The 14,422-nt window shown below is 63.1% G+C and carries 17 protein-coding genes; 3 read left to right on the forward strand and 14 right to left on the reverse strand.

Features of this window, described 5'->3' with window-relative positions; all coding sequences use genetic code 11:
• Window positions 1-173: 173 nt before the first annotated feature.
• Both NKJ93_RS09085 and NKJ93_RS09090 read right to left on the reverse strand, forming a co-directional pair.
• On the reverse strand, window positions 174-989 hold the full coding sequence (locus NKJ93_RS09085) for a CDP-alcohol phosphatidyltransferase family protein (RefSeq protein ID WP_023719846.1): 816 nt from the start codon (window positions 987-989) through the stop codon (window positions 174-176).
• Window positions 990-992: 3 nt separating this feature from the next.
• The gene (locus NKJ93_RS09090) at window positions 993-1,691 is read right to left on the reverse strand and encodes a phosphatidylserine decarboxylase (protein WP_352588649.1); all 699 of its coding nucleotides are present in this window, start codon (window positions 1,689-1,691) and stop codon (window positions 993-995) included.
• A 265-nt stretch (window positions 1,692-1,956) separates the two neighbouring features.
• Between NKJ93_RS09090 and NKJ93_RS09095 the strand changes: the two genes are divergently transcribed.
• Entirely contained in the window at window positions 1,957-2,823 is an 867-nt protein-coding gene (locus tag NKJ93_RS09095) for an SMP-30/gluconolactonase/LRE family protein (protein ID WP_023719848.1), read from the forward strand.
• A gap of 5 nt (window positions 2,824-2,828) precedes the next feature.
• On the opposite strand, the gene NKJ93_RS09100 is transcribed toward NKJ93_RS09095, so the two are convergent.
• From NKJ93_RS09100 to NKJ93_RS09115, 4 genes are all read right to left on the reverse strand, one after another.
• Window positions 2,829-3,176: a hypothetical protein gene (locus NKJ93_RS09100; RefSeq protein WP_023719849.1), complete on the reverse strand. Its 348-nt coding sequence runs from the start codon at window positions 3,174-3,176 to the stop codon at window positions 2,829-2,831.
• 88 nt (window positions 3,177-3,264) lie between these two features.
• Window positions 3,265-5,151 carry an ABCB family ABC transporter ATP-binding protein/permease gene (locus NKJ93_RS09105; protein ID WP_352588652.1) on the reverse strand — a complete coding sequence of 629 codons (1,887 nt, stop codon included), beginning with the start codon at window positions 5,149-5,151 and terminating at the stop codon, window positions 3,265-3,267.
• 21 nt (window positions 5,152-5,172) lie between these two features.
• Entirely contained in the window at window positions 5,173-5,547 is a 375-nt protein-coding gene (locus tag NKJ93_RS09110) for an ArsR/SmtB family transcription factor (RefSeq protein WP_352494862.1), read from the reverse strand.
• A gap of 60 nt (window positions 5,548-5,607) precedes the next feature.
• The gene (locus NKJ93_RS09115; protein WP_023719852.1) at window positions 5,608-7,107 is read right to left on the reverse strand and encodes a LysM peptidoglycan-binding domain-containing protein; all 1,500 of its coding nucleotides are present in this window, start codon (window positions 7,105-7,107) and stop codon (window positions 5,608-5,610) included.
• Window positions 7,108-7,221: 114 nt separating this feature from the next.
• On the opposite strand from NKJ93_RS09115, the gene NKJ93_RS09120 reads away from it, so the two are divergent.
• Window positions 7,222-7,833 carry an LOG family protein gene (locus tag NKJ93_RS09120; RefSeq protein ID WP_023719853.1) on the forward strand — a complete coding sequence of 204 codons (612 nt, stop codon included), beginning with the start codon at window positions 7,222-7,224 and terminating at the stop codon, window positions 7,831-7,833.
• Between the two features lie 63 nt (window positions 7,834-7,896).
• Here the strand turns inward: NKJ93_RS09120 and NKJ93_RS09125 are convergent, their stop codons facing one another.
• A complete protein-coding gene (locus tag NKJ93_RS09125) occupies window positions 7,897-8,529 on the reverse strand; it encodes a LysR family substrate-binding domain-containing protein (protein ID WP_352588864.1) in 633 nt (210 codons plus the stop codon).
• Window positions 8,436-8,813, reverse strand: coding sequence for a LysR family transcriptional regulator (locus NKJ93_RS09130; protein WP_352588655.1), 378 nt, complete (start codon window positions 8,811-8,813; stop codon window positions 8,436-8,438). Before NKJ93_RS09130 ends, NKJ93_RS09125 begins: the two co-directional genes overlap by 94 nt.
• A gap of 118 nt (window positions 8,814-8,931) precedes the next feature.
• Between NKJ93_RS09130 and NKJ93_RS09135 the strand changes: the two genes are divergently transcribed.
• The gene (locus NKJ93_RS09135) at window positions 8,932-9,222 is read left to right on the forward strand and encodes a muconolactone Delta-isomerase family protein (protein ID WP_023719855.1); all 291 of its coding nucleotides are present in this window, start codon (window positions 8,932-8,934) and stop codon (window positions 9,220-9,222) included.
• Between the two features lie 54 nt (window positions 9,223-9,276).
• On the opposite strand, the gene rarD is transcribed toward NKJ93_RS09135, so the two are convergent.
• From rarD to NKJ93_RS09165, 6 genes are all read right to left on the reverse strand, one after another.
• A complete protein-coding gene (gene rarD, locus NKJ93_RS09140) occupies window positions 9,277-10,209 on the reverse strand; it encodes an EamA family transporter RarD (protein ID WP_352481840.1) in 933 nt (310 codons plus the stop codon).
• Between the two features lie 127 nt (window positions 10,210-10,336).
• Window positions 10,337-10,876, reverse strand: coding sequence for a hypothetical protein (locus NKJ93_RS09145; protein ID WP_051409686.1), 540 nt, complete (start codon window positions 10,874-10,876; stop codon window positions 10,337-10,339).
• A 4-nt stretch (window positions 10,877-10,880) separates the two neighbouring features.
• Window positions 10,881-12,503: a citramalate synthase gene (gene cimA / locus NKJ93_RS09150; RefSeq protein ID WP_352588658.1), complete on the reverse strand. Its 1,623-nt coding sequence runs from the start codon at window positions 12,501-12,503 to the stop codon at window positions 10,881-10,883.
• On the reverse strand, window positions 12,500-13,456 hold the full coding sequence (gene pip / locus NKJ93_RS09155; protein ID WP_023719859.1) for a prolyl aminopeptidase: 957 nt from the start codon (window positions 13,454-13,456) through the stop codon (window positions 12,500-12,502). Before pip ends, cimA begins: the two co-directional genes overlap by 4 nt.
• On the reverse strand, window positions 13,453-13,929 hold the full coding sequence (locus NKJ93_RS09160) for a GFA family protein (protein ID WP_023719860.1): 477 nt from the start codon (window positions 13,927-13,929) through the stop codon (window positions 13,453-13,455). Before NKJ93_RS09160 ends, pip begins: the two co-directional genes overlap by 4 nt.
• Window positions 13,926-14,417 (reverse strand): GFA family protein, encoded by a 492-nt coding sequence (locus NKJ93_RS09165; protein ID WP_023719861.1) that lies wholly within the window; start codon window positions 14,415-14,417, stop codon window positions 13,926-13,928. The genes NKJ93_RS09160 and NKJ93_RS09165 overlap by 4 nt, the downstream gene beginning before the upstream one ends.
• Between the last annotated feature and the right edge of the window lie 5 nt (window positions 14,418-14,422).

The raw sequence follows: 14,422 nt of genomic DNA on the forward strand, positions 1-14,422 counted from the left end.
TCTCGTATTCCGATGATTCTGGGCCCGATGCGGCAGCTTGCGCGACGTTGACGATCACGAGCAGTCGCTCAAACGGACCTACCGACACAAACGGTCAGGCGCCCAGCAAGTTCCGAAAACGTGGTTTTGAAGGGCGTTCCACAGCGCCGCGTGCGAAATTGGCACCAAATCTGTCAGCCGATGTCCGAGGACGGCACCTTCTCGCCTTCGCGCTTGGCGCGTCTGGAATAGGCGCGCACGCTGAATGGCAAAAACAGCAAATAGCCGGCAACCGAAGCCGTCAGCGTATACCAGGGATAGGTCATCAAAAGCAGGACGTAGAGGACGACTGCGAGGATGATCGGCAGCACTCTGTCGCCCGGTATCCTGACGCTCTTGCCGGAATAGACGGGCAGTCGGCTGACCAGCAGGAACGCCACCAATATTGTAAAGCCGGTGGCAATGAAGGCCGCCAGGCGGCTGGGTTCAAGGCCAAGCCTGAGGAAGAACAGATAGAGCGGCAGCATCACCAGCACCGCACCCGCCGGCGCCGGCACGCCAACGAAATATTCGGTTTGCCACTGCGGACGGTCGAGCTCTTCGTCGAGCACGTTGAAGCGGGCAAGCCTCATCCCACAGGCGATGGTAAACAGCAGCGCCGCGATCCAGCCCGGCGAACCTGCCCTGTCGAGCAGAAAGGCATAAAGCACTAGCGCCGGTGCCACGCCGAAATTGACGATATCGGCCAGCGAATCCATCTGGGCGCCGAATTTGGAGGTCGCCTTCAGCATTCGCGCCAGGCGGCCGTCGATACCATCGAGGAAGGCGGCGAGCAGTACCATCACCACCGCCGGCTCGAAGCGGCCTTCGAAGCCGAAGCGGATGCCGGACAGGCCGGCGCAGATGGCAAGCACGGTGACCAGATTGGGCAGCACCATGCGCATCGGGATTTCACGGATGCGCGGGCCGCCGCCGCCATGCGCCTCGAATTTCTTGAACGGCGGGGCCACCGGTCAGGAGATCCGCACGAGCGGCGTTGCGGCAACGCCGCCGAATTCCGCCAGCACCGTCTCACCGCCAACCGCGGTCTGGCCGACGGCGACGCGCGGCGTCGCCGTCGAGGGCAGGAATACATCGACGCGCGAGCCAAAGCGGATCAGCCCGAAGCGCTCGCCGGTGCCAATGGCGCCGCCGGTCTCGGCCCAGCAGACGATGCGCCGCGCCACGAGGCCGGCGATCTGCACCGCAGCCACCGTGCCGTTGGGGCTCTCGATGACCAGCCCGTTGCGTTCGTTCTCGGTGCTTGCCTTGTCGAGTTCGGCATTGAGGAATTTTCCTGGCCGATGCTCGATCCTGGAAATGCGGCCACGCACCGGGGCGCGGTTAACGTGGCAGGAAAAGACATTCATGAATACCGAGATGCGGGTCATTTCGCCGCCGCCGAGGCCAAGCTCGCGCGGCGGCACGGCCGGGCCGACCGCCGAGACGATGCCGTCCGCCGGGCTGACAACCAGCCGGTCGTCGATCGGCGTGACACGCTCGGGATCGCGGAAGAAATAAGCGCACCACGCGGTCAGAATGAGACTGATCCAGAACAGGGTCGAGGAGAAATAGCCAAGAAAAAGCGTCGCCGCGCCGAACGCAGCGATAAAGGGATAACCCTCGCGATGGATCGGAACGAACGCATTTTTGATCGTGTCAACGAGGCTCATGGGATGAGGGCAACCTTGGTTCCAAGTCCGGCCTCAATAGCGGAAACACCCCTTCGCCGCAACGCGACAATCAGGCGGTCGGGTGTTGGCGGTCGTGCCGCCTCAGGGGCGTCCTTGGCAGCATCCGGACTGCCGAAGTGGTCAACCGGAAATATGTTGATTGCGATTGTCGGCACGAAGCCCCCACGCCCGTCCTTGGCAAGACAGCGCCTCTCATCGGCCTTTCGGCCGTGACGATTTGCGCAAACCCGGAGGTTCTCGGCCCATGCAGAAATCAGCAGCCAGGCAAGCGCAAGTGGTGATGAACGGTCTGGCCTTTGGCGAGTCGCCTCGCTGGCACGATGGCCGGCTGTGGTTCTGCAACTGGGGCACAGGCCAGATCATCGCCGTTGACGCCCTAGGCAACAGCGAGATCGCGCTCATCGTGCCGGCCACCCTGCCCTACTCCATCGACTGGCTGCCGGACGGGCGGCTGCTTGTCGTGTCCGGCCGCGAAGGGCTGATCCTCAGGCAGGAGGCTGACGGGACATTGGTCACCCATGCCGATCTGAGACATCTGTCGAAGAGCCCATGGAACGAGATCGTCGTCGACGGGCGCGGCAACATCTACGTCAATGGTGGTGGGCCGGCTCCGGCTTCCGGCCAGCATTTCGGCCCCGGCACCGTCGTGCTGGTTGCACCTGACGGCTCGGCTCGGCAGGTGGCTGAGAATCTCGCCTTCGCCAATGGCATGGCAGTGACGCCCGACAACAAGACGCTTGTCGTTGCCGAATCCCACGCCAACCGGCTGACCGCCTTCGACATCGCTGCCGATGGCCACCTTTCCAATCGGAGAGTCTGGGCCAATCTTGGCAACGGTTTTCCCGACGGCATCTGCCTCGATGCCGAAGGTGCCGCCTGGTACGCCGACGTTCCGAACAGGCATTGCGTGCGGGTGCGCGAGGGCGGCACAATGCTCGAAAGCGTCGACGTCGATCGCGGCTGTTTTGCCTGCATGCTCGGCGGCAGCGAGGGAAAAACGCTGTTCATCGTGGCCGCCGAATGGCGCGGCTTCGAACATATGATCAGCGATGCCCGTACCGGCCAGGTGCTCAGCATCGAGGCTACCGCGCCGGGAGCAGGCTGGCCATAGAGAGCTTACACCGCGGGAATCCGCTGGTAATTGGCGATATCGGCCCTGACGCCAAGTCGCGCAATGGTCTCCTGAGGATTGAAGCCGATGCGCTCATGCGCGGCCTTGATGATCGGCACGACCTTATCGACAGCGGCCTGCCCTTCCCATTCGACAATGGTCACGAGGTTGAACTCCCCCGGCCCCGAGAATTGCTCGAGCAGGAAATCCTGGACGAACCCTTGCTGCTGGCGCAGCAATTCATGCGTCATCCGGACCTTGGCAAGAATCTCCTCGCGAGCGTTGGCCGGAACGACAAACTTGTCCACCCGGAATACGCTGCCGCCACTAACTGCCTGATTTATCCCATTCATATCGATTGTCTCCGTTTTTGAACGACGCATCTTGCTACGATCCAAAACGGCCTACGATCTCAACTTAAGTTGAGGTCAAGCACGAATTTCAGCTCACCTCCGAGGTGCGGCGGCGGACGACGACGCCGAACTCGTCGCTTTCGCGGGCAATGCGCAGCCGCTCCTCGGCCTCGCTTGCCTCGCGCTGCCGGTCCCACATCGATGCATATAGGCCGCGCTTGGCCATCAAGGCGGCATGGGTGCCGCGCTCGGCGATCTGGCCGTCCTGCAGGACGATGATCTCGTCGGCCGAAATCACTGTAGACAGTCGATGGGCGATGACGAGGGTGGTGCGGCCCTGGCTGACCAGGTCCAGTGCCGCCTGGATCTCCTGCTCGGTGTGGCTGTCCAGCGCCGAGGTCGCCTCGTCGAGCATCAGGATCGGCGGTGCCTTCAAGATGGTGCGGGCAATCGCCACCCGCTGCTTCTCGCCGCCGGACAGTTTCAGCCCGCGCTCGCCCACCATTGAGCGATAGCCGTCGGGCAGCCGCTCGATGAACGGTCCGATCTGGGCCAGTTCTGCCGCCTTGCGCACATCCTCCTCGCTGGCGCCGATGCGGCCGTAGCGGATGTTGTAGGCGATGGTGTCGTTAAACAGCACCGTGTCCTGCGGCACCATGCCGATGGCGGCGCGCAAGCTCTCCTGCTTGACGTCGCGAATGTCCTGGCCGTCGATCAGAATCGTGCCACGCTGAATGTCGTAGAAACGAAACAAAAGCCGCGAAATGGTCGACTTTCCGGCTCCGGAGGGGCCGACGATGGCCACCGTCTTGCCGGCCGGCACCTCGAAGCTGATGCCCTTCAGTATCTTGCGGTTGGGGTCGTAGGAAAAATGCACGTCACGAAACTCGACCTTACCGGCATCGACGGCCAGTGGCTTGGCGCCCGCCCGATCGACGATCTCGCGCTTGACGTCGAGCAGATCGAACATGTTTTCGATGTCGGTCAGGCCCTGGCGAATTTCGCGGTAGATCATGCCGATGAAATTCAGCGGCACCGAAAGCTGCATGAGCATGGCGTTGACGAAGACGAAATCGCCGACGCTCTGCGTGCCTGCCTTCACCTCGAGCGCCGACAGCACCATGACGACGGTCATGCCGATGCCGAAGATCACGCCTTGGCCGAAGTTCAGCCAGCCAAGCGAGGTCCAGGTCCTGGTCGCCGCCACCTCATAGCGCGCCGTGGAACGGTCGAAGCGCTCGGCCTCCATGGCTTCGTTGTTGAAATATTTGACTGTTTCGTAGTTAAGCAGCGAATCGATCGCCTTCGTGCTGGCTTCATTATCGCTGTCGTTCATCTCTCGGCGGATCGAAATACGCCAATCGCTCGCCCTGACGGTGAACCAGACATAGAGCCAGACCGTGACCGCGATCACCAGCACGTAAAGCCAGCCATAGGTGACGGCGAAGATGCCGGCGGTGAGCGCGAATTCGACAATCGTCGGCGCCGTCGCCAGCATGGTGAAGCGGACGATCGTCTCGATGCCCTTGGTGCCGCGCTCGATGACACGCGACAGGCCGCCGGTGCGCCGTTCGAGGTGGAAGCGCAGTGACAATTCATGCATGTGTACGAAGGTGCGGAAGGCGAGCCGGCGCACGGCATGCTGGCCGACCCGTGCAAACAGGGCGTCGCGCAACTGGTTGAAGCCGAGCTGCACCAGCCGCACGGCATTGTAGGCGACGACCAGCATGACCGGCGCTAGCAGGAAGGCCGGCAGCGGCGGCGGAGATTTGGCGTCGCCGGCCAGTGCGTCGGTCGCCCATTTGAAGAAATAGGGTCCGGCCACCAGGGTCAGCTTGGCGGCAACCAGCAGCACGGTTGCCCACACCACCCGCGCCCTCAGGTCGGCGCGGTCGGCCGGCCACATATAGGGCCAGAGATTGCGCAACGTTCTGAAGGTCGAGCCGGAATCGGCGGAAACGGTTTTCTCGGCCATTCTTGTTTACCTTTTTATATCTTAGCGGCCGGAGCAGCAGGAATCGACCAGCGCGGCCAGCGACGCGGAAACATCGGCGAGCGCAGCACGGTCGAGCTCATAGCGCGAGCGCTGGCGGTCAGGCTCGAAGCGGATAAGCCCGGCTTCGACCAGAATCTTCAAATGCTGGGAAACGGTGGACTGCGCCAGGTCGAGATGCTCGACGACCTCGCGACAGCAGCAGGAACGGCTTGCGGAAAGGTGTTTGAGAATTTCGATCCGCGCCGGATGCGAAAGGGCCGCGAGCCGGACAGCGACGGAGCGGCTATCCGGCGTACAGTTGGCCGGCGTGCAGTTGGCCGGCGCGTGTTCATCTGCCGCGCGGCGTCGGTCCGTTACGAGAGAGGATTCGGTCATCGTCCATCGGCGATAAACGATGACTGGCCCTGCCGCAAGCTATCCTGATGGGCAGAACGGCTACTCAGTCTTGACTGGCGCCGTCGTCATCTGGTCGCCCATTGCCTTGAGATCGGCGGGCTCGCCTTCTTTCGATTTCTCCGGCACCTTGAACACCTGCCCCGGCCAGATGCGGTTCGGATTGCTGATCTGGTCCTGGTTGGCGAGATAGATGGTCGAGTAGCGCATGCCCTGGCCATAGACCCGCCGCGAAATCCGCCACAGCGTGTCGTGGCGGCGGATGATGACTGCGCCATTGGCATGTTCGAGCTTGGGGCCCACGGTCTCGGGAGCTTCGCCCGGAGGCGTCGCGACGGCCATTTCGGCCGGGGCCTCGGTGGCAGGAATGGGGGCAGTTGCGGGCGTTTCGGCGGCTGTCGCCGGTGCGGCTTCGGTGGCCGGAGCGTTCGGCTCGGCTGGTTTTACCTCGGCAGGCTTTGGCTCGGCGGGTGCGACGGCGGCAACCGCCTCGCCCGGCTCGCGTTCGAACGGCACGGCGGCACGAGCCACCACCGTCACCCCGTCGGCGTCGAGCGCGTCGACATGGATGGTGTAGGTGCCGACCGGGACGTCGCGTGTCGCTTCGACCAGGAAGTGGCGGTCGGGCGAGGTCTTCGCGTCGCCGAGCAGGATATCATTGGCATAGGCGCGCACCTTGCGGCCGGGATCGGCGACCCCGGCAACGAAAATCTTGTTGCCGTCGATTTCGACGGCTTCGACGACGACCTTGGGCTCCGCCGTGGAAGTAGCAGGCGCTGCCGGTGTGGCGGGCGCTGCCGGAGCCGGTGCGGCTTCAACAGCGGCCGGCGCGGCAGAAGCAGGCGCTGCTGGAACATCAGCCGCCGGGGCGGCCGGCGCTGCGGCAGCCGGCAATTCGGTGCCGGTGGCGGGTGGCTGAACGGCCGCCTGTTCGCCGGTTGGCGGCGAGGCGTCAGATTTTGCCTCAGGGGCAGGAACAGTGAGCAGTTCGGACGGCTTTCCCGGCTCCTCGACCATTGCCAGCACTTGACCGGTGGAATTCTGGGGAATCGAAACGACGGCGGTCTGCGCCGAGGCGGTCACGACATTGTCGGCCGTAGAGCGAAGCGTGATCGTATAGTCGCCGGGCTTCAGCGGATCGTCGAGAATAATGGCAAAGGCGCCGTCGGGACCGGCGACCGTCGAGCCGAGCACAGTCGAACCGTTGAGAATCTCGACCTTGGCGTTGGGCGCTGCATTGCCGGCGACGACGATCGAGCCGTTGCTTTCGACGCGCACGATGTCGAAGGTCGGCACGATCGCACCTGCAGCGGCCGGCGCGGCGGGCGTCGCCGCATCGGTGGACGCGGCGGGCGCAGACGGCAGCCGCCCCTCGGTTGCCGGAGCGACCGGTTTCGAAACCGGCGGCGTCAGCGCCGCGACTTCCGCAGGCGGGGTAGAATTGAGATACGGGTCGAGTGCGCCCGATACATAGGCGGTTCCCGCCGCAGCGACGGAGCCGCCAGCCGCGAACAAAAACGCCTTCAACGGATTAATTGCCATGTTTCCCTGCCCCTTAGCCACCTAATTTCGGTCTAGCCTGTTTTGCCAAAGCCGACAAGAAAAAGCCCGCTCCGGGGCTTGACCATGCCAATAGTCCCTATCACCAATCATAACATGAACACGATTCGATCTGTCTGCGTCTATTGCGGCTCGTCCCCGGGCCGAGATGAAACCTATATCAAGGCCGGACACCTGCTTGGCCGCTCGATCGCCAAGTCCGGCCTGCGTCTGATTTATGGCGGCGGCACTAAAGGTATCATGGGTGCCGTCGCTGAAGGGGCATTAAAGGCCGGCGGCAAGGTAACGGGCATAATTCCACGTTTTCTGATCAACCGGGAGGCGACCGAAACCGCGCTTGACCGGCTCGACGAGCTCGTCATCACCGACAACATGCACGAGCGCAAACACAGGATGTTCGAGAAATCCGACGCCTTTGTGGCGTTGCCCGGCGGCATCGGCACCGTCGAGGAGATCGTCGAGATCATGACTTGGGCGCAGCTCGGACATCATCGTAAGCCGATCGTCTTCGGCAACGTCGGAGGGTTCTGGGATCCGATGCTGGCGCTGCTCGACCACATGGCAACGGAAGGCTTCATCCACACCGCGCAGCGGGTCAAGCCGCTGGTGGTCGAGGACCCGGAAGCGATCGTAGCCGCCATCATGGTGGCGGGATCCTCCGTCGATGCACCGACGGAGGGCGTGCAGTCGGTGATTGATAAAATGTAGAGTGAGTAGGGAGTAGGGAGTAGGGATAGACACGCGCGCCGGTTCGGAAGGTGTTGTACTTTACTATTCACTATTCACTATTAACTCCTTCATTAACTCCTTCCCTACTGCCTTCCTTAAGTCCGCGATGACCGCCCGCTTGTCCTGACGTCGCCAGGCGAGATGGATCGAGACGGTGCGTTCGAACCACGGCAGATCGCGAAACACGATCTGAGGCGGCGCGGCACTCCGCAGGCTGGCCTGCACCGTCGCCAGCCCAAGCCCGGCGCTGACCAAGCCCAACGACGTCAACGGATCGGTCGTCTCATAGGCTATGTCGGGCAGGAAACCGGCCTTCGCACAGGCGGCGAGAAATTGGCTGCGGTTGGTGTCGTCAGGCTGGCGCACCACCGTGATCCAGGTGCGTCCGTCCAGTTGCTGCGGCAGTATCTCCGCGATTTCGGCCAATGGATCGCTTTCCGGCATCGCCAGAACCAGAGGCTCGCGCATGATGAGCAAGGCGGCGATGTCGGGATCGTCGGCAGAAGGAGGCGTGTAGACGAGGCCCAGATCGAGCGATCGTTCGCGCAGCGCTTCGATCTGCGCGGCGGAACGCTGGCCCTTCAGTTGAAGATGAAATTCGGGCCGGTCGCGGCGAAACTGGCGCAGCATCCGAGCGACAAGCCCGGCATGGACCGCACCTTCGACATAGCCGATGGCGAGACGGCCGACCGTACCGCTGGCGAGATTGCGGCCGAGCTCCTCCAGCCGTCTTGCATGGGCCAGCAGCGCACGCGCCTCGGTAAGAAAGGCGCGGCCTTCGGATTGAGATGAACACGCTGCCTCGCCCTCTCGAATAATGTGATGCCCAGTTGCTGCTCCAGCTGCATGATCTGGCGGCTGAGCGGCGACTGCGAGATGTGGAGCAATTCGGCGGCACGCCCGACATTGCCGGTTTCGGCCACCGTGATGAAATAGCGGAGCTGGCGCAGGTCGAACATTGTTGCTCCGATGCTCAAGTCCCGTGAGGTCTCAACTTTAGCCTAATCAGTCTTGGACTGTCTGGCCAGCCGAAGCGAATATTTTCGCCATTCCAACGGCCAACATCAGGAGATTCCGATGCAGTTCTTTGCCCTTCTTGTGCGCAACACCGAAAAGTTCACCGACGCCGATTTCGCGCCTCTGCTGCCCGGCGAGGCCGAGCAGCGCCGCACGCTCTATGCCGAAGGCGCCGTGCGTCAGGTGTGGAATCGAGGCGACATTCCCGGCAGCGGCATGATGTTCGAGGCCGGCAGCGATGCCGACGTGCGCAGCCATCTCGCAACCTTGCCGCTGGTCAAGGCCGGCATGATGGACATTGCCGCCGTCGTGCCGCTGCAGCCCTATCCAGGCTTCGGGCCGAAGCGCTGAGCGACCGTGAAAGAGGCGGCTGCCGGCATTAGGCCCGCCAGCCGCCTTTCTTCGTTACGCGGATCGAGCGGATGCGGCGACGGTCTTGCGCGCCGAAGAAAACATCGACCAGGAGTACATCGCCAGCGCCGCCCAGATCAGGCCGAAGGCGATGGCCTGAACGCTGCCGAAGGGTTCGCCGAAAATCAGCACCGCGATCAAAAAGACGATTGTCGGCGCGATATATTGCATGATGCCGATGGTGGAGAGGCGCAGCAGCCTGGCGCCGAACGCAAACAACAGCAGCGGCACGGCGGTGACCGGTCCGCAGCCGACCAGCAAGGCGGTGTCGTTCAAGGAGCTGGAGACGAAATGATCCTGTCCTGTGGCGATCAGGAAGACGATGTAGCCGAGCGCCGGCACCGACAGTAGCAGCACTTCGAGCAGGAAGCCCTGGCTTGGACCAATTGGCAGCGTCTTGCGGAAGAAGCCATAGGCGGCAAAGGAAAAGGCCAGCACCAGCGACACCCAGGGCAGCTTGCCAGCGTCGATGGTTAGCACCGCGACGGCGATTGCCGCGAGCACCACCGCCGCGATCTGCAGGCGGTCGAGCCGTTCGCCGAGCAGCAGCGCGCCGACAACGACGCTGACCAGCGGGTTGATGTAATAGCCAAGCGCGGTCTCGATCGTGCGGTCGACCGCGATCGCCCAGACATAGATGCCCCAGTTGACCGAGATCAGCGCCGCCGTCAGCAGCGCCATCGAAATGATGCGCGGCGAACGAACGGCCGCTTTGAAATCGGCAGTGCGGCCCGCCCAGACCAGGACGGCGGCCGCGATCGGCACCGACCAGACGATGCGGTGGGCGATGACTTCGGCCAGCGGCAGATGCGCGACAGCCTTCATGTAGAAGGGCAGCAGCCCCCAAAGCAGGTAGGCGCCGAGCGCCAGCAAGAAGCCGCGACGAGCTTTGGTATCGGCCTCGATTTGAAGTACTTGGGTAGCCATGGCCCAAGGCTATGCGCCAGCGGCCCCGGCAAGACCATCGCAAAGTTCTGATGGATCAATGGAGTCTCGCTGATGGTTCAAGAACCCGGAGTTTTCACCAGTTCATTGAAATGCGCGAAGCCCGCAGTCATTTGGTCTCGCCGGGCGCAGGCACCAATTCCATGAATTCCGCTCCAACGGTGTCGTGACGAAAGCCCGTCACGCATTCTGCCACCTCGATCGGAATATCGGCGATAAAGTCTATGGCGGCAGCACCTGCGTCCTCGCGATCCTGATCTGCGAAGCGCTCGCGGCGGATCTCCTCGAAACAGGATGGAAGGTTTCCTGTCGCTTCCAGGTTGCGCGCACCGTCTGCGCTGGTGTGTCGTATGCTCCAGACTTCGTGCCCGTCGCGCCACTGTTCGGCCCATTGCAGCATGACCGTATCGATATTGTGAACGACGACAATGTCCCTGCCCGTCGAAAGGTTAGCCAGGCGCTTCTCGTCCACCAGGTCCATGTTCACGTCGTTAAAAATGACGACAGACCAATTTTGACCAACCGTCACGCCATTGTAGTCAAAATCAAAAACCTCGTCCGATTGTCCGCTCTGAGCCAGACCGAAAGCCAGCGCTGCCTTCGCGAGTGGCAGACCATTGAATGCGACCCAGCTTATCGTGAAGCCCATTTCCTCACTCCGCCGCGATCAGCCCGGCCATGTCGCGGTTCTTCATCAGCTTGTAGACGATCGAATCCATCAGCGCCTGGAACGAAGCATCGATGATGTTTTCGGAGACGCCGACCGTCCACCAGCGCGCACCGGTGCCGTCATGCGATTCGATCAGCACGCGGGTAATCGCCTCGGTGCCACCATTGAGGATACGCACCTTGAAGTCGGCCAGCTCGAGATCGGCGATCTCGCTCTGGAATTTGCCGAGATCCTTGCGCAGCGCAATGTCGAGCGCGTTGACCGGGCCATGGCCTTCGGCGACCGACATCTTCTCCTCGCCCTTGACCAGCACTTTCACAATCGCCTCCGAGACCGTCTTCAGCTGGCCGTTGGCGTCGAAGCGGCGCTCGACCATGCAGCGGAATGAAGTGACGCGGAAGAATTCCGGCACGCCATGCAGCATCTTGCGCGCCAGAAGCTCGAAGCTGGCGTCGGCGCCTTCGTAAGCGTAGCCCTCCGCCTCACGCTCCTTGACCACGGCGATCAGCGCGTCGAGGCGATGGTCGTCCCGGGGCATGTCGATGCCGCGCCGTTTCAGCTCGGCCATGAAATTCGCCTTGCCGCCTTGGTCCGAAACCATGACGCGGCGGCGGTTGCCGACAGTCTCTGGCGGTACATGCTCGTAGGTCGCCGGCTCCTTGGCCAGCGCCGAGGCATGGATGCCGGCCTTGGTAGCGAATGCGGAGGCGCCGACATAGGGGGCCTGCGCTTCCGGCGCACGGTTCAGCAACTCGTCGAAGGCGCGGGACAAGCGCGATATACCGGTCAACGCCTCCGCTGAAATGCCCGTTGCAAAGCGGCCGGCAAAGGCAGGCTTCAACGACAATGTCGGCACGATCGAGATCAGATTGGCGTTGCCGCAGCGCTCGCCTATGCCATTCAGCGTGCCCTGGATATGGCGCACGCCGGCCTCCACGGCGGCAAGCGAATTCGCCACCGCCTGGCCGGTGTCGTCATGGGCGTGGATGCCGAGATGGTCGCCCGGTATGCCGGCCGCGATCACCTTTTCGACGATGGCGCGCACCTCGGAGGGCTGCGTGCCGCCATTGGTGTCGCATAGAACCACCCAGCGCGCGCCGGCATCGTAGGCCGTCCTGGCGCAGGCCAGCGCATAATCGGGGTTGGCCTTGAAGCCATCGAAGAAATGCTCGCAGTCGACCATCGCCTCCTTGCCGGCACTGAGCGCCGCCTCGACCGAGGCCTTGATCGCCTCGAGGTTCTCCTCATTGGTGCAGCCGAGCGCGACGCGGACATGGTAGTCCCAGCTCTTGGCGACGAAGCAGATGGCATCCGACTTCGACTGGACCAGCGCGGTGAGGCCGGGGTCGTTCGAGGCCGACACTCCTGCCCGCTTGGTCATGCCGAAGGCGACGAACTTGGCATCGGCCGTGCGACGCTCGGCGAAAAAGGCGGTGTCGGTTGGATTGGCGCCAGGGTAACCGCCCTCGACGTAGTCGATGCCGAACTCGTCGAGCAGCTTGGCGATGGCGATCTTGTCCTCGACGGAAAAGTCGATACCCGGCGTCTGCTGACCATCGCGCAGCGTCGTGTCGAACAGATAAAGGCGCTCGCGAGCCATCGTCATTTCCCGGCAAACACGTCCGTTGCGCGGATCAGCCTGTCGAGGATGCCCGGCTCCGAATAGGCGTGGCCGGCACCTTCGATCAGATGGAAATCCGCTTTCGGCCACGCCTTGTGCAGCGCCCAGGCATAGCGCGCCGGGCACGGCATGTCGTAGCGGCCGTGAACGATGCTACCCGGTATATCCTTAAGCTTCCATGCATCACGCAGCAGCTGTCCCTCTTCCAGCCAGCCGGCATGGACGAAATAGTGGTTCTCGATGCGGGCGAAGGCCAGGGCATAATCATCCTGGCCGAAGGGACCGCTGGTTTCCGGTTCCGGCAGCAAAGTGATCGTCTCGCCCTCCCACAGGCTCCAGGCGCGAGCGGCCTCGACCTGCGCCACAGGATCGCTACCGACCAGCCGTTTGCGGTAGGCGGCCATCATGTCGCCGCGCTCAGCCTCCGGAATGGGCGCCAAAAACCGCTCCCATTTGTCGGGGAACATCTCCGAGACGCCGAACTGGTAGTACCATTCGAGTTCGGCGCGGGTCAGCGTGTAGATGCCGCGCACGACCAGTTCGCTGACCCGCTCGGGGTGTGTCTCGGCATAGGCCAGCGCCAGCGTCGAACCCCACGAGCCGCCGAACACCAGCCATTTGTCGAAGCCGCACATGTCGCGCAGCCGCTCTATGTCGGCGACCAGATGCCAGGTGGTGTTGGCTTCGAGCGAGGCATTGGGCGTCGATTTTCCACAGCCACGCTGGTCGAACAGGATGACATCGTACAGCGTCGGATCGAACAGCCGCCGGTGCTTTGGCGAAATGGTGCCGCCCGGTCCGCCATGCAGGAATACCGCCGGCTTGGCACCGCGGGTGCCGGAGCGCTCCCAATAGACCTGATGGCCATCGCCAACGTCTAGCATGCCGGACTCGAAAGCCTCGATCTCGGGATAGAGGGTGCGGAATTCGCTGCTCATAGTTTCAGGCCCTGGTGCGGCCAGTTGGCCGTCTCGTGATCGGGATGCTGGAAGGAGATGATTGACTCCTGTCGCGCGTAGAAATCCGGATCGTCGTGGATTGGCGCGTCGAAGATCGTCTCCACCCAAGGCAGCCTGGCGGCGTAGTTGACCTGGATCTGCGGCGCCAGATCGGAACGGTCGTCGAAGGCGCCGATGGCGATCTCGAGCGCGCCGGGCTGGCGGTAGGTCAGCGGCGTGCCGCAGCGGGCGCAGAAGCCGCGATCGATGTTGACCGACGACTGAAAGTAACTCGGCTCCTCGCGCAGCCATTCGACGCCGTCGCTCGGCACTGTCACAAGCGCGCCGAAAAACGAGCCGAACTGTTTCTGGCACATGCGGCAATGACAGATCGAGGGGCGGCCGAGCGCGCCGTGGATGCGGAAGCGCACGGCGCCGCACTGGCAGCCGCCGGTACGAACGGTTTCGGTCATGATCTTTCCTCCGGCGGCCATTGTTCGGTGTCATGGTCGGGATGTTGGTAGGAGACGAGGTCGGCGAGATAGGAGGCAGACGAGACGTCGGCCATCGTTTCCTCACCGGGCAATTCGTGGACATGATCCACATAGGGGAGCTTGGCTTCGACACCCCATTGGATCGTCGGCGCGATCTCCTCGGGGTGGTCGAATGCGGCGATGGCGAGCGCCACGCCGTCGGTCGCTTCGAAGGTCAGCGGCGTGCCGCATTCGGCGCAGAAACCGCGCAACGCCGCATTGGACGAGCGGAAGCGTTTGGGCTCGCCGCGCGTCCAGTCGAGTCCTGCGCCGCGCACCGAGACCAGCGGCAGGTAAAAATTGCCGCTCGCCTTCTGGCACATGCGGCAATGGCAGACGGAGGCATCGCCGAGCGCGCCTTCGACGCGGAAGCGCACTGCGCCGCACTGGCAGCCGCCCGTATACACCGGTCTGTTGTCAAGGCTCATCGCAT

The sequence above is a fragment of the Mesorhizobium sp. M0028 genome (assembly GCF_040323855.1).
Classification (GTDB): domain Bacteria; phylum Pseudomonadota; class Alphaproteobacteria; order Rhizobiales; family Rhizobiaceae; genus Mesorhizobium.

What these genes read in the sequence shown, in the direction of transcription:
- NKJ93_RS09090 (WP_352588649.1), bottom strand. Translation starts at nt 1,691, where the DNA reads ATGAGCCTCGTTGACACGATCAAAAATGCGTTCGTTCCGATCCATCGC.
- NKJ93_RS09095 (WP_023719848.1), top strand. Translation starts at nt 1,957, where the DNA reads ATGCAGAAATCAGCAGCCAGGCAAGCGCAAGTGGTGATGAACGGTCTG.
- NKJ93_RS09100 (WP_023719849.1), bottom strand. Translation starts at nt 3,176, where the DNA reads ATGAATGGGATAAATCAGGCAGTTAGTGGCGGCAGCGTATTCCGGGTG.
- NKJ93_RS09105 (WP_352588652.1), bottom strand. Translation starts at nt 5,151, where the DNA reads ATGGCCGAGAAAACCGTTTCCGCCGATTCCGGCTCGACCTTCAGAACG.
- NKJ93_RS09110 (WP_352494862.1), bottom strand. Translation starts at nt 5,547, where the DNA reads ATGACCGAATCCTCTCTCGTAACGGACCGACGCCGCGCGGCAGATGAA.
- NKJ93_RS09115 (WP_023719852.1), bottom strand. Translation starts at nt 7,107, where the DNA reads ATGGCAATTAATCCGTTGAAGGCGTTTTTGTTCGCGGCTGGCGGCTCC.
- NKJ93_RS09120 (WP_023719853.1), top strand. Translation starts at nt 7,222, where the DNA reads ATGAACACGATTCGATCTGTCTGCGTCTATTGCGGCTCGTCCCCGGGC.
- NKJ93_RS09130 (WP_352588655.1), bottom strand. Translation starts at nt 8,813, where the DNA reads ATGTTCGACCTGCGCCAGCTCCGCTATTTCATCACGGTGGCCGAAACC.
- NKJ93_RS09135 (WP_023719855.1), top strand. Translation starts at nt 8,932, where the DNA reads ATGCAGTTCTTTGCCCTTCTTGTGCGCAACACCGAAAAGTTCACCGAC.
- rarD (WP_352481840.1), bottom strand. Translation starts at nt 10,209, where the DNA reads ATGGCTACCCAAGTACTTCAAATCGAGGCCGATACCAAAGCTCGTCGC.
- NKJ93_RS09145 (WP_051409686.1), bottom strand. Translation starts at nt 10,876, where the DNA reads ATGGGCTTCACGATAAGCTGGGTCGCATTCAATGGTCTGCCACTCGCG.
- cimA (WP_352588658.1), bottom strand. Translation starts at nt 12,503, where the DNA reads ATGACGATGGCTCGCGAGCGCCTTTATCTGTTCGACACGACGCTGCGC.
- pip (WP_023719859.1), bottom strand. Translation starts at nt 13,456, where the DNA reads ATGAGCAGCGAATTCCGCACCCTCTATCCCGAGATCGAGGCTTTCGAG.
- NKJ93_RS09160 (WP_023719860.1), bottom strand. Translation starts at nt 13,929, where the DNA reads ATGACCGAAACCGTTCGTACCGGCGGCTGCCAGTGCGGCGCCGTGCGC.
- NKJ93_RS09165 (WP_023719861.1), bottom strand. Translation starts at nt 14,417, where the DNA reads ATGAGCCTTGACAACAGACCGGTGTATACGGGCGGCTGCCAGTGCGGC.